Source organism: Jatrophihabitans sp., from assembly GCA_036389035.1.
GTDB lineage: Bacteria > Actinomycetota > Actinomycetes > Mycobacteriales > Jatrophihabitantaceae > Jatrophihabitans_A.
Map to the genome: position 1 here is coordinate 130,708 of DASVQQ010000001.1, position 13,537 is coordinate 144,244.

The following is a 13,537-nucleotide window of genomic DNA, read 5'->3' on the forward strand; positions in this document are numbered from 1 at the left end:
TTTCGGTTTAGCTATATCGGGAAGCGGAAATCAGAGTTGGTTGTCGATGAAAGCGAAGATCTCTTCGTCGGACGCCGAGCGGATCTCGTCCTGGAGCCCGGGTGTCTCGGCCGGTGGAAGCTCCCAGCGGGCCAGCGTGCTGTGCAGGATCGCGGCGATCTTGCCGCGGGTCGCGTCGTCCTGACCGGTCAGCGCCTGCTGCACCGCGTCCAGGGCGGCCCGCAGGTTCTCCTCCGGCGACGGCGGCGCCGGCGCCAGGGTGCGCAGCAGGTGCTCGGCCAGCGCGGTCGCGGTCGGGTAGTCGAAGGCCAGCGTCGCCGGCAGCCGCAACCCGATCGCCTGATCGAGCCGGTTGCGCAGCTCCACCACCGTCAGCGAGTCGAATCCCAGTTCGCTGAAACCCTGATCGGCGTCGACGGCGTTGACGTCGGGGTAGGCCAGCACCGCCGCCACGTGCGAGCGGACCAGCTCGATGAGCAGCTGCCGGCCGGCGGCCGGCGGCTTGCTCGCCAGTTGCTGAACCAGGTCGTGCGACGAGCCTGCCGTGGTGGCCCGGCTGGCCGGACCGCTGGGCACGACCCGCCGGGGCGCGGCCACCATGCCGCGCAGCAGCGGCGGCAGTGGTCCGTCCTCGGCTCGGGAGCGCAAACCGGCGGTGTCCCAGCGGGCGGCGACCAGCACCGGCTCGGGCCAGTTCAGGGCGGTGTCGAAGAGGTTCAGGCCGGCCTCGGTGCTCAGCGGCGCGATGCCGGTGCGAGCCAACCGGGCCCGGTCAGCGGCGGTGACCGCCTCGGTCGTGGTGGTCTCGATCTCCCACAGTCCCCAGTCGATCGAGACGGCCGGCAGCCCGAGCCGGTGCCGGTGGCCGGCCAGCCCGTCCAGGAACGCGTTCGCCGCCGCGTAGTTGCCCTGCCCGGCATTGCCGAGCACGCCGGCGACCGAGGAGAACATCAGGAAGGTGGACAGCGGCAGGTCCCGGGTCAGCTCGTGCAGGTGCCAGGCGCCGTCCAGCTTGGGGGCGAACACCGTGTCGAACTGGTGGGTCGAGAGCCCGTCCACGGTCGCGTCGTCCAGCACGCCGGCCGAATGCACCACGCCGGTCAGCGGATGCTCGGCCGGGATCGAGTCCAGCACCGCGCGCAGCGCGCGGCGGTCCGAGACGTCGCACGCCAGCACCGTGACCTGCGCGCCCAGCGCGCGCAACTCCGCCATCAGCTCCGCCGCGTCGGGGGCCTCGGGCCCGCGCCGCGAGATCAGCACCAGGTTGCGCACGCCGTGCACCGCCGCCAGCTGCTGCGCCGCCAGGGCGCCGAGGCCGCTGGTGCCGCCGGTGACCAGCACGGTGCCTTCGGGGTCGAAGGTGAAACCGGTCTCGGGAAGTTCCCGGCGCGCCAGTCGGGGCGCCCGCGGCTGGCCGTGACGGACCGACAGCTGTGACTCGCCGGCCGCCAGCGCGGCTGCGATCACGGCCCAGTCGGCCGCCTCGCCGTCATGATCCACCAGGGCGAAGCGCCCGGGGTGCTCGGCCTGGGCCGCGCGCAGCAGTCCCCAGACCGGGTTGCTCAGCAGGGCGTGCTCGGCGCCCGGGGTCTCCAGCCCATCGGCCGTGGCGTCCGAGCCGGCCCCCCGGGTCAGCAGTACCAGCTGCGAGTCGGTGAAACGGTCATCGCCGGCCCAGCTCTGTACCAGCTCGAGCACCTCGTAGATGCCCTCCCGCACGGTGTAGGGCAGGTCGTCGGGGTCCAGCTCGGCGGTGACGGGCACCAGGACGGTGGCCGGCGCGTTGCCGGCCGTCATCTCGGCCAGCGAAGGAAGGTCGTAGTAGCAGCTGAACTTCACGCCGGCCGAGGTCAGTTCGGCGGCCAGCTCGGCGGTCGAGCTGTCGTCCCCGATCACCGCCCAGCCCTGCTCGCCCAGCTCGAGGCCGGCCACGCCGGGATCGACCCAGCTCACCGAGTGCGGCAGGCTGTCCGAGCGCCGGCCGGTCGGACCGGCCTGCTTGGCGACCCTGCGCAGGCTCAGGCTCCGTACGCTGGCCAGCTGCTCGCCGGCGCCGGTGAACAGCGACAGCGACAGCTGGTCCTGACCGGTGTCGGTGATCCGCACCCGCAGCTCGTCGGCGCCGGTGGCCAGTACCCGCACGCCGGTCCACGAGAAGGGCAGCAAGGGTCCGGACTCCAGCTGATCGGGCCCGGACATGCCGTCCAGCACGAGCAGGTGCAGGGACGCGTCCAGCAGCGCCGGGTGCAGGTAGAACTGGCCGGCGTCCGGGCGCACCGCCTCGGGCAGCGCCACCTCCAGGTAACTGTCGGTCTCGGTCCGCCAGGCCCGGCTCAGGCCCTGGAAGGCCGGGCCGTACTCATAGCCCAGATCGCGCAACCGGCTGTAGACGTCGGCCAGGTCGACCTCGACGGCCGAGGCCGGGGGCCACTCGGCGAGCTCGTCGACGGGTGCGGGCTCAGCGGCGGTGCCCAGCCGGCCGGCCGCGTGCCGGGTCCACTCGGCCTCCGGCTCGTGCGCGGGCCGGCTGTGCAGGCTCAGGTCGCGGCTGCCGTCGGAGTCCAGGCCGCCGACTCTCATCTGCAGCTGCACCCCGTCCAGCAGCTCGGGAAGGTAGAGCGGCGCCTGCAGCGTCAGGTCCTCGACCAGGTCGCACCCGGCGACCGTCGCGGCCTCCAGGGCCAACTCGAGGAAGGCGGTGCCCGGCAGCAGCACCGTGCCGTTGACGGCGTGGTCGCCCAGCCACAGCGCGCTGCCGCGGGACAGGCGTCCGGTCAGCAGGTAACCGTCACCGCCGGCCAGCGGCGTGACCGTGCTCAGCAGCGGATGGCTGGAGGTGGCCGCGCCGCCCGCGCCACCGGTCATCGTCGTGGAGCCCTCGAGCCAGTACCTGCGGTGCTCGAAGGGGTAGCTGGGCAGCTCGACGCTCGGTGCCGGCCCGGAGCCCAGCACTGCCGCCCAGTCCATGGTCGCGCCCCGGACGAAGCCCTCGGCGGCGGCGATCAGGATCCGCCGCGGGCCGCCCTCGCCGCGCCGCAGCGATCCGATCGCGTCACCGGCCAGGCCGGCCTCGCGCAGGGTGTCCTGGACGTGGCCGATCAGCGCCGGATGCGGGCTGACCTCGACGAACAGCGGCCGGGAATAGCCGCCGAAGGCCTGCACCGCGTCCTGGAAGCGCACCGGGTCGCGCAGCACCCGGTACCAGTAGTCGGCGACCAGTTCGGTCGGTGGCACGAAGTCGCCGGTCAGCGCCGAGCAGAAGGCGATCTCGGTGGGCTGCGGCCGCACCCCGTCCAGCAGCTCGAGCAGTTCCGAGCGCAACCGGTCGATGTGCGGGGTGTGCGAGGCGTAGTCGGTGGCGATCCGGCGGACCTGCACGGCCTCGCCGCACGCTGCCTGGAACTCCTCCAGCGCGTCGATGTCCCCGGCCACCACGGTGCTCTGCGGGCCGTTGCCGATGGCCACCCACAGCCGGTCCGGCCACTCGGCGATCCGCTGGCGCACCTGCTCGGCCGGCAGCGCCACCGCCAGCATCCCGCCGGTGCCGGTCAGGCTCATCAACGACTTGCTGCGCAGCGCGACCATCTTGGCCGCGTCCGGCAGCGACAGCGCGCCGGAGGCACAGGCGGCGGCGATCTCTCCCTGGGAGTGGCCGACGACGGCGACCGGCTCGACTCCCCACGAGCGCCACAGCTGCGCCAGCGACACCATCACCGCGAACAGGACGGGCTGGATCACTTCGGAGCCGGCCAGTTCCGGCGCGCCCGGGCTCCCCCGCAGGACGTCGGTCACCGACCAGCCGGTGTGCGGGCGAAGGGCGGCGTCGCACTCCGCCAGCCGGTCGGCGAAGGCGGCGAAGTCGGTCCCGCTGTCGAGCAACTCGACGGCCATTCCGACCCACTGCGAGCCCTGGCCGGGAAAGAGGAACACCGGCTGGACGTCCTCGGCCTGGCCGCTCAGCAGGGCCGGGTGCGGGTTTCCTTCGATCAGCGCGGTCAGCGCTGCCAGCAGTTCGGCACGGTCACCGGCCACCACGACGGCCCGGTGGGTCAACCGGGCACGGCGGGCCAGTCTCCGGCCGGTGGCCTGCAGGTCCTGGTCCGAGGCCTTCTCGGCGTAGGCGCGCAGCCGGCTGGCGTAAGCGCTCAGTGCCTGCTCGGTCCGGGCCGCGAGCACCCACACCAGCGGCAGCTCCGAGGCCGGTGCCGGCGCCTGCTCGGCGGCCGGCGCCTGCTCCAGGATCAGGTGGCCGTTGGTGCCGCTGATGCCGAATCCGGACACGCCGGCCCGGGCCGGACGGTCGCGGTGCGGCCAGGGCATGGGGTCGGCCAGCAGCCGTACCGAATCGCCGCTCCAGTCCACCTGCGGGCTCGGCTTCTCGGCGTGCAGGCTGGCGGGCAGCGTCGCCGATCCCAGCGCCAGCACCATCTTGATGACTCCGGCGACCCCGGCCGCGGCCTGGGTGTGGCCGATGTTGGACTTGATCGAACCGAGCCACAGGGGCTGGTCGGGGTCGCGCTGCTCGCCGTAGGTGGCCAGCAGGGCCTGCGCCTCGATCGGGTCGCCCAGCGAGGTGCCGGTGCCGTGCGCCTCGACCGCGTCGATGTCGCCCGGCTGCAGGCCGGCATCGGCCAGCGCCTGCCGGATCACCCGTTGCTGGGCCACCCCGTTGGGCGCGGTCATGCCGTTGCTGCGGCCGTCCTGGTTCACCGCCGTGCCACGCAGCACGGCCAGCACCTGCCGGCCGTTGCGCCGGGCGTCGGACAGCCGCTCCAGCATCACCACGCCGGCGCCTTCGGCCCAGCCGGTGCCGTCGGCCTCGGCCGAGAACGGCTTGCACCGGCCGTCCACCGAGAGCCCGCCCTGCCTGCTGAACTCCACGAACATGCCGGGACTGGCCATCACGGTCACGCCGCCGGCCAGCGCCGCCGAGCACTCACCACGACGAAGCGCTTGGCTGGCAAGGTGAATCGCGACCAGCGATGAGGAGCAGGCGGTGTCGACGGTGACCGCCGGACCCTCCAGCCCGAAGGTGTAGGCGATCCGGCCGGACAGCACGCTGAGCGCGGTGCCGGTCAGCAGGTGGCCATCGGCCGAGCCGCCCGGTTGGTGCAGTCGGGGTCCGTACTCAGGCGCCATCGCGCCGACGAACACGCCCATCTGACTGCCCCGCAGGCCCCAGGGATCCAGGCCGGCCCGTTCCAGGGTCTCCCAGCAGACCTCCAGCAGCACCCGCTGCTGGGGGTCCATCGCCAGGGCCTCGCGCGGGCTGATGCCGAACAGGCCGGCGTCGAACTGGTCGGCGTCGTGCAGGAAGCCGCCGAGCCGGGTGTCGCTGGTGCCGGAGCGGTCGGTCCCGGTGGCGAACAGCGCGTCGATGTCCCAGCCGCGGTTGCCGGGGAACTCGGTGATCGCCTCCGAGCCGGTGCGCAGCAGGTTCCACAGGTCAGCCGGTGAGCCGACCCCGCCGGGAAAGCGGCAGCCCATCGCCACGATGGCGATCGGGTCGTTCTCGAGCGGGGTGTCGAGCGCCTGGGACGCGACCACCGCACCAGTGGATTCCTCGGTGCCGGCAACCGATCGGAGCCGGTCGACGAGCTGGTCCGGAGTCGGGTAGTCATACACCAGGCCGGTCGGCAGCGGCAGCCCGGTGGCAGCCCGCAGCCGGTTTCGCAACGTGACGGCGGCGTCGGAGCCGACGCCCATCTCCTTGAAGGTGCGGGTGGTCGACAGGCCGGCCGGGCTGTCGTGGCCCAGCACTTCGGCGGTCAGCGCCAGCACCAGGTCCCGCAGCGCGCCCCGGGTCCGGGCGACGGCCGGGTGGGCCGGAGCAGTCGGGTCGAGCCGCGCAGCCGGTACGGCCTGCGCGGGCGATTCGGTCCGGACCGGCCGGCTCGCCGTGCCGGCAACGCCGGCCAGCCAGTGCCGGCGCGGTTGGAAGGCATAGGTCGGCAGCTCGATCAGCTCGGCCCGGGACTGCCGGGCCGAACCGGTCCAGTCCACCCCGAGCCCGCCGGCGTATCCCTCGGCCAGCGCCCGGCGGAACTGCGCCGGGCCGCCGTGCTCGCGCCGCAGGGTGCCCAGTACCAGGGCCTGCTGCTCGGCGTCCTCGATCGTCTCCTCCACCGCGGCGACCAGCACCGGGTGCGGGCTGCACTCCAGGAACACCCGGCAGCCCTCGGCCAGCGCCAGCCGGGTCGCTTCTCCGAACCGCACTCTCTGGCGCAGGCTGCGGTACCAGTACTCGGCGTCCAGACCCGCGGTGTCCATCGGCTGGCCGGTGAGGGTGGACAGGAACGTGGTGCTGACCGACACCGGCCGCACCGGCGCGAGCGCCTCGGACAGCTCCTGCTGCAGTTGCTCCATCGCGGCCGAGTGCGAGGCGTAGTCCACCGGCACGATCTTGGTGCGGTAACCGGCTGCGCCAAGCTCGACCTGCAGGTCGCTGAGCACCTGGTCGGCTCCGGAGACCACCACCGAGCGGGGACTGTTTTCCGCTGCGATGGTGGCCTGTCCGGATCGGGACCGCAGCAGTCCTTCGATCTCGTCCCGCGGCGCGGCGACCGACATCATGCCGCCGCTGCCGGCGACCGCGGCCAGCGCCCGGCTGCGCAGGGCCACGACCCGGGCGCCGTCGGACAGCGACAGGGCGCCGATGACGGTGGCCGCCGCGATCTCACCCTGCGAGTGCCCGATCACCAGGTCCGGCCGCACCCCGTTGACCTGCCACAGCTCGGCCAGGCAGACCATCGTGGCCCACAGCGCCGGCTGCACCACGTCCACCCGGGAAAGGTCGGCCGCGCCCGGTTCGCCGCGCAGGACGTCGATCAAGGAGTAGTCGACGAACGGCGCCAGCGCCTGCTCGCAGGCCGCCATCCGGTCGGCGAAGTCGCTGGATTCGGCCAGCAGCGCGCGGGCCATCTCCGGCCACTGCGAGCCCTGCCCGGGAAAGACGAACGCGCATCGACCGGGCATCACCGTGCCGGTGACCAGCGAGGGATTCGGGGCTCCGGCCGCCAGCGCGTCCAGGCCGGCCAGCATCGCCTCGGCGTCCTCGCCCAGGATCACCGCCCGGTCCTCGAACGCGCTCCGGCTGGTGGCTAGCGCCAGTGCGACCTGGCCGGCTTCTACCGGCTGCGCGGCGATCCGGGCCCGCAGCCGCTGGGCCTGTGCCTGCAGCGCCGGTCCCGAGCGGGCCGACAGCAGCCAGGGCAGGTCGGACCGGCCGGCCGCCGGCTGCGGGCTGGTCAGCGCCGGCGCCTCGCCGAGCACCAGGTGGCAGTTGGTGCCTCCCATGCCGAACGAGCTGACGCCGCCGACCAGCGGCTGGTCCGGGCTGGGCCAGTCGCGGGTGTCCTGCACGACCTGGAGTCCCAACTCGGTCAGCGGGATCTTCGCGGGGGCGGTGCGAAAGTGCAGGCTGGCGGGCACCTGGCGGTGTCGCAGGCTCAGTGCCAGCTTGACCAATCCGGCCACCCCGGCCGCGCCTTCCAGGTGGCCGATGTTGGTCTTGACCGAACCGACCAGCAGCGGCTGGCCGGCCGGCCGCTCGGCGCCCAGCGCCGCGCCGAGCGCGGCTGCCTCGATCGGGTCGCCGATCGGGGTGCCGGTGCCGTGCAACTCCACGTACTGGATGGCGTCGGGGGTGACGCCGGCCTGCGCGCACGCCCGCTCGATGACATCCTGCTGGGCGCGCTGGCTCGGCGCGGTGAGGCTCGTGCCGCCGCCGTCGTTGTTCACCGCGCCGCCGAGGATCAGGCAGCAGATGGTGTCACCGTCGGCCAGCGCGGCAGACAGCGGCTTCAGCACCACGAAAGCGGCGCCCTCGCCCCGCACGTAGCCGTTGGCCCGCTCGTCGAAGACGTGGCAGCGGCCTTCGGGCGACAGCGCCCCGAAACTGCCGATCGCGGCGGTGGTCTCGGCCAGCAGGTTGAGGTTCACGCCGCCGGCCAGGGCCAGCCGGCTCTCGCCGCGGCGCAGGCTCTCACAGGCCAGCTGGACCGCGATGAGCGAGGAGGACTGGCCGGCGTCGACACTCATGCTGCGACCGCGCAGGCCGAGCAGGTAGGAGATCCGGTTGGCGATGATCGCGCGGGAGGTTCCGGGGTAGGAGTGCGGGCCCAGCTCCGCCGAGCCCAGCCGGTCGAGCAGGGTGGCGTAGTCGTGGGACATCGTGCCGAGGAACACGCCACAATCGCTCTCGCGCAGGTCTGCCGGTATCAGCCGGGCATGCTCCAGCGCCTCCCACGAGAGCTCCAGGGCCAGCCGCTGCTGCGGATCCATGGCGGCAGCCTCGTTCGGTGAGATCCCGAAGAAGTCGGCGTCGAAACCGTCGACGCCGGCGATGAACCCGGCCCGCCGGTAGCCCTCGGCCGAGCCGATCGGCCACCGGTCCTCAGGCGCCTCGGTCACGGCGTCCACACCGTCGTGCAGCAACTGCCAGAACGCGTCGAGATCAGCGGCCTGCGGCAACCGGCAGGACATCCCCACGATGGCGATCGGCTCGGCTGAGGCAGGCGTGTGGTCGCGCACCAGTGACCGGTTCACGTCCTCGGCAGACGTGCCAACCGGCCGAATCCACTCACCAGCCATTCGATGGGCCTCTCTAGCTTCGGGTGCCTCGTGGTGCGATGCGGCAGGTGCCGTGCGGCAGATGCCGGTCCGTCTCGTTCGACAGCGATGGCCTGCGAGTTCGATTCGAGCAATCGACACACGATCGTCGAATGGGTGTTGAAGCAGACGAGCAGTACTTTTCCAGTGCTGACGGCCGGAATACCAGGTGTGACAGTGGCAGGAACTAGCGAAAACAAGCTGCCATCGGACTCGGTTGACCTGCGGCGGGGCGGGTGTCTAACGTCGCAGGAGAATGAGGGGTTCCGTCCCGAGCCGAACGCCGGCCCATTCCGCACCGCGATGCGCACCGTTGAAGTTTTGCTCTGTGCACTATGGCAATGGAGGCAAACCACCGTGTTCGTCGAGGCACCGCTCAGTTTCGGCCAGCTCTACAGCTGGCGAGAGATCGACGCCTACCCGTCCGACGGCAAGCAGGAGGCGAACCTTCCGGCCACCTGGGACCTGCGGGGCTCCACCCTCGATCAGGTCCAGCTGGCGTTGCGACAGCTGGTCCAACGGCATGAGCCGTTGCGCACCACCTACCACCTGCGAGACGGCGTTCCGGTGCAGCGGATCCACGCCGACCCGCCGGTGCCGGTGGAACTGCTCGACCGGGTCATCACCGATGCCGGCGAGCCGGACCGCAACACTGCCGAGCTGATCGGCATCGGCTTTCCGATGACGGGTGAACTCTGCTGGCGCGGGGTGCAGGTCAGCTCCGATGGCGCGCCGATGTACCTGTCGCTGTCGTTCTCCCACCTCATCCTCGACGTCTGGTCGGTGCTCGAACTGCAGACCCAGTTCAACGACCTGCTCGCTTCGGCCGACGCCCAGCCGGCGCACCCCGTCGAGCCGGCACCGCGCGAGCTGGCCTGCCAGCAGCGCCAGGACTCGACCAGGACCCGCCAGGCGGCCACCGAGCGGTACTGGCGCCGGCTGCTGGCCACCCAGCCCGCCGATCAGTTGCCGGCCCTTGCCAGCGGCGTGCGGCAGGACCGGATCCAGGCGACGCTGCACTCGCACCGGCTCGGCGTGCTGGCGGCGAAGGTGGCCAGGACCCACGGTGTCACCCCGCCCGCGGTGCTGCTGGCCATCACCGCCGCGGCGGTGTCGGAGCACCTCGGCGCCGAGCCGATCACGGTGAACCTGATGTCGTCCAACCGGTTCGCGGCAGAGCACCGGCACCTGGTCACCACGATGAACCAGCTGATCCCGGTACTGGTGCGGGTCGAACCCGGCTCGTCGCTGGCCGAGCACATCACCCGGGTGCACTGGGCGGCCGCCTCGGCCTACCGGTACTCCAGCTATGACCTGGACCAGGTGTTGGCGATCGCGGCCGAGAGCGGCGCCCACAGTGGGTTCAACGGTTTGTTCCGCTGCTGGTTCAACTACCTGCAACTGGATGCCGAGCCGTTGGACCCTGCCCGGCGTACCCCCGCGGAGCTGGTCTGGGAGCCGTCGGCCCGGCAGTACGGGCAGCCGGTGGACGTGCGGGTCACGGTGCGTGGCGGCCGTACCAGCATCGCGTTGCGAGCCGATCCTCAGATCATGCCGGCCGAGGCGCTGGCAGGGGTGCTGCGCACGGTGTGCCAGGGCGTCGCGCTGGCTGCCTCGAACCCGGCAAGCAGTCTCGCCGACCTTCGCGACAGCCGCGGCGAGGATTTGCCGGCCGCGCTGTTCCCGCCGGGCGGCCCCGCTCAGACCAGGATCTCGGCCGGCGCCGGGTGGCTGAGAAAGGCCGTCGGGCTGGCTGTCAGGCCGTAGGCGCCGGCCTGGAACACCGCGATCAGGTCACCTATCCGGGCGTGCGGCAACTCGACATCGGAGCCGAGCAGGTCCAGCGGGGTGCACAGTGACCCGACCACCGTCACGGTCTCGACCGCCGGCTCGTCCAGCCGGTTCGCCACCGCGATCGGGTAATTGCGCCGGATCACCTGGCCGAGGTTGCCCGACGCGGCCAGCTGGTGGTGCATCCCGCCGTCGACGACCAGAAAGGTCTTGCCCCGCGACTGCTTGCGGTCCACGACGCGGGTGATGTAGACGCCGGCCTCACCGACGAGGTAGCGGCCGAGCTCCAGCACCACCCGAGCGCCGGGTAGTCGAGGCCGGATCAGTTCGGCCATCAGGGTATGCAGGTTCTGCCCTACCAGCTCCAGGTCCAGCGGCCGGTCCCGGTTGGAGTACGGGATGCCGAAACCGCCGCCCAGGTTGAGGTAGCACACCGGCGCCGGCGCCGCGTCGAGCAAGCCGAGAATCAGCTCGACCGTCAGCGACTGGGCTTGGCAGATGCTCTCGGCACGCAGGTTCTGCGAGCCGGCGAAGACGTGAAAGCCCTGAAAGTCCAGCAGCGGGTCCCGCAGCGTCGCCAGCAACTGCGGAACGCGCTCGGAGTCGACGCCGAACTGCTGCGGCCCGCCGCCGAGGCGCATCCCCGAGCCGTGCACGCTGAAATCGGGATTGACCCGCACCGCCACCCGGGCCGCGATGCCCAGCTCGGCGCTGGCCGCCCGCACCCGGGCGACCTCCTGCTCGGACTCCAGTTCGATGGTGACGCCGGCCGCGATCGCCTGGCTCAGCTCCTCGATCCGCTTGGCCGGCCCGGCGAAACTCACCCGGGACGCCGGGACAGGGGTGTCCAGGGCATGGCGCAGCTCCAACCCCGACGCCACGTCGAACCCGTCGACCCGCCCGCTCAGGTGCTGCAGCAAGGCCGGCATCGGATTGGCCTTGACGGCATAGTTCAGCTCGATGTCATCGGGCAGCGCGGCGCGCACCGCGGCGATCCGGCTGTCGACCGCCTGCCGGTCATAGGCGAAGAACGGCGTGCTGCCGACCCGCGCGGCCAGCCGTCGCACCGCTATCCCACCGGGCGCCAGCTCCCCGTCGAGCTGCCGGTCCCAGGCCGTCGCGGCCATGCTCGTCCCGGTCGTGCTCGTCCCGGTCGTGCTCGTTCCGGTCGTGCTCGTCCCGGTCGTGCTCACGAGGGCCTGCCCAGCAAGACCGGCTCCTTCTGGTCACCGATCACCCGCTGGCGCAGCACGCCACGGTCGAACTTGCCGTTACCCGAACGCGGAAGCTCGCTCAGCAGCAGAATCCGCTGCGGCAACATGTACCTGGGCAGGTCACGCTCGAGGGTCTTGCGCAACGTGTCCGGGTCCGGCTCGCCGGTCACCGCGAGGATGATCTGCTGTCCCAGCCGCTCGTCGGCGACACCGAATGCCACGGCTTCGCTGACCAGGCCGCTGGCATACACGACCTCCTCGATCTCGGTGGGGCTGACCCGGTATCCGGAGGTCTTGATCATGTCGTCGGTTCGCCCGACGAAGTAAAGGAATCCCTCGTCATCGCGGTAGGCCACGTCACCGGACCAGACGGCCTTCTCGGAGAACTGCTCATCGGCGCCGCCGCGGATCGGCCGGAACCGCTGGGCGGTGCGCTCGGCGTCGTTCCAGTATCCCGAGGCCACCAGGGCGCCCCGGTGCACGATCTCACCGTGTTCACCGGCATCACAGGGCGAGCCGTCCGGGCGCAGCACCAGGACCTCGGCGTTCGGAATGGCCTTTCCGATCGAGTCGGGCCGGGTATCGATCTGGTCGGGGTGCAGGTAGGTGGAGCGGAATGCCTCGGTCAGCCCGTACATCAGGTAGGGCTTGGCCGCCGGGAACACCTCGCGCAGGCGGCTCAGCGTGCTTCGCGGCATCGCGCCGCCGGTGTTGGCGAAGTAGCGCAGCCGGCTTGTCGCCTCTTCCGGCCAGACCTGGGTGCTGAGTTGCAGCCAGAGCGGTGGGACGCAGGTCAGGCCGGTCACGCCATGCCGGGCGCACAGCCGCACGATCTCTCGGGGCAGCAGGTAATTCACCAGCACGAGGTGCGCCCCGGTGGCCAGCGCCGTGCTGAGCTGGCTGAAGCCGGCGTCGAAGCTCAGCGGCAGCACCGAGAGCACCACGTCGTCCTGGCTGTGTTCCAGGTAGCCGGCCACGCTCTGCGCGCCCGCGATCAGGTTGCGGTGGGTCAGCACGACGCCCTTCGGGCCGCCGGTGCTGCCCGAGGTGTAGAAGATGGCCGCGAGGTCGGTGTCGATCACCGGCTCCCGGTCGTGCTCGGCCGGCCCGCCGCACAGTTGCTCCCAACTGGTGCCCTGCCACGGAGTCGGTCCGCCGTCCTGCCCAGGTTGCCGGTCAGCGTCCAGGCCGATGAGCACCAGCCGGGCGGCGAAGGCGTCGGCGCCCAGTTCGGGCAGCAGGCTCCGGTAGCGCTCGGGCGTGGTCACCAGGAACCGGGCGGTGCAGTCGGCCACCAGGTAGGCGACCTGGGCGGGCTTGGACACCGGGTTCACCGGAACCAGCACGCCACCGGCGGCCGACACGGCCAGCATCGCCACCACCGTCTCCACGCGCTTGTCCAGGTAGATGACCACCCGGTCGCCGCGACGCAGGCCGGCCCGGTGGAATCCGGCTGCCGCCCGGCCCACCCGCGTCCGGAGCTGGTCGTAGCTGAGGGTCTCCTCCCGGTAGGTCAGAGCGGGACGCTCGGGCTTGCCGTGCTTCAGCAGATCGTCGAGCCGGGTCAGCATCGCCGTAGTCCTCACCTGCGGGTCAGCGCCTTGGCGCCGACGTTCGGATCCCCGCCGTCCAGCGGCCGGGACGGATCACGTGCTGACGTTCTCGGGCAGCAACACCGACAGCGTCTGCCACAGCGACCCGACGGTGGCGAAGGTGGCCTCGTTGAGGATCTCGTCGGGAAGCTCGATGTCATAACGATCCTCGATGTCGGCCAGCAGCGCGACGATGCTCATCGAGTCCAGGCCCAGAGCGCCGAGCTCGCTGGACTCCGAGAGCTCACCCGAGTCGGCGAAAGGCAGGAAGGGGCGCAGGATGTCCTCGAATGCCAGGGGTATCGCCGTCACACCTCACCCACCTCAGGC

Annotated in this window: 5 protein-coding genes; 1 reads left to right on the forward strand and 4 read right to left on the reverse strand. The window is 71.8% G+C overall.

What is annotated here, in order from left to right:
- Positions 1 to 30: 30 nt before the first annotated feature.
- Positions 31 to 8,547, reverse strand: coding sequence for an SDR family NAD(P)-dependent oxidoreductase (locus VF557_00515; GenBank protein ID HEX8078669.1), 8,517 nt, complete (start codon positions 8,545 to 8,547; stop codon positions 31 to 33).
- Between the two features lie 420 nt (positions 8,548 to 8,967).
- Here VF557_00515 and VF557_00520 point away from each other — a divergent pair, with 420 nt between their 5' ends.
- On the forward strand, positions 8,968 to 10,377 hold the full coding sequence (locus VF557_00520; GenBank protein HEX8078670.1) for a condensation domain-containing protein: 1,410 nt from the start codon (positions 8,968 to 8,970) through the stop codon (positions 10,375 to 10,377).
- Here VF557_00520 and VF557_00525 read toward each other — a convergent pair.
- The 3 genes from VF557_00525 to VF557_00535 all read right to left on the reverse strand — a co-directional run bounded on the left by VF557_00525 (position 10,311) and on the right by VF557_00535 (position 13,519).
- A complete protein-coding gene (locus tag VF557_00525; protein ID HEX8078671.1) occupies positions 10,311 to 11,528 on the reverse strand; it encodes a pyridoxal-dependent decarboxylase, exosortase A system-associated in 1,218 nt (405 codons plus the stop codon). The two genes, VF557_00520 and VF557_00525, sit on opposite strands and share 67 nt — an antisense overlap.
- A 62-nt stretch (positions 11,529 to 11,590) precedes the next feature.
- Positions 11,591 to 13,201, reverse strand: a complete 1,611-nt coding sequence (locus VF557_00530) for an acyl-CoA ligase (AMP-forming), exosortase A system-associated (GenBank protein HEX8078672.1) — start codon at positions 13,199 to 13,201, stop codon at positions 11,591 to 11,593.
- A 60-nt stretch (positions 13,202 to 13,261) separates the two neighbouring features.
- Positions 13,262 to 13,519, reverse strand: a complete 258-nt coding sequence (locus VF557_00535) for a phosphopantetheine-binding protein (protein HEX8078673.1) — start codon at positions 13,517 to 13,519, stop codon at positions 13,262 to 13,264.
- Positions 13,520 to 13,537: the final 18 nt, after the last annotated feature.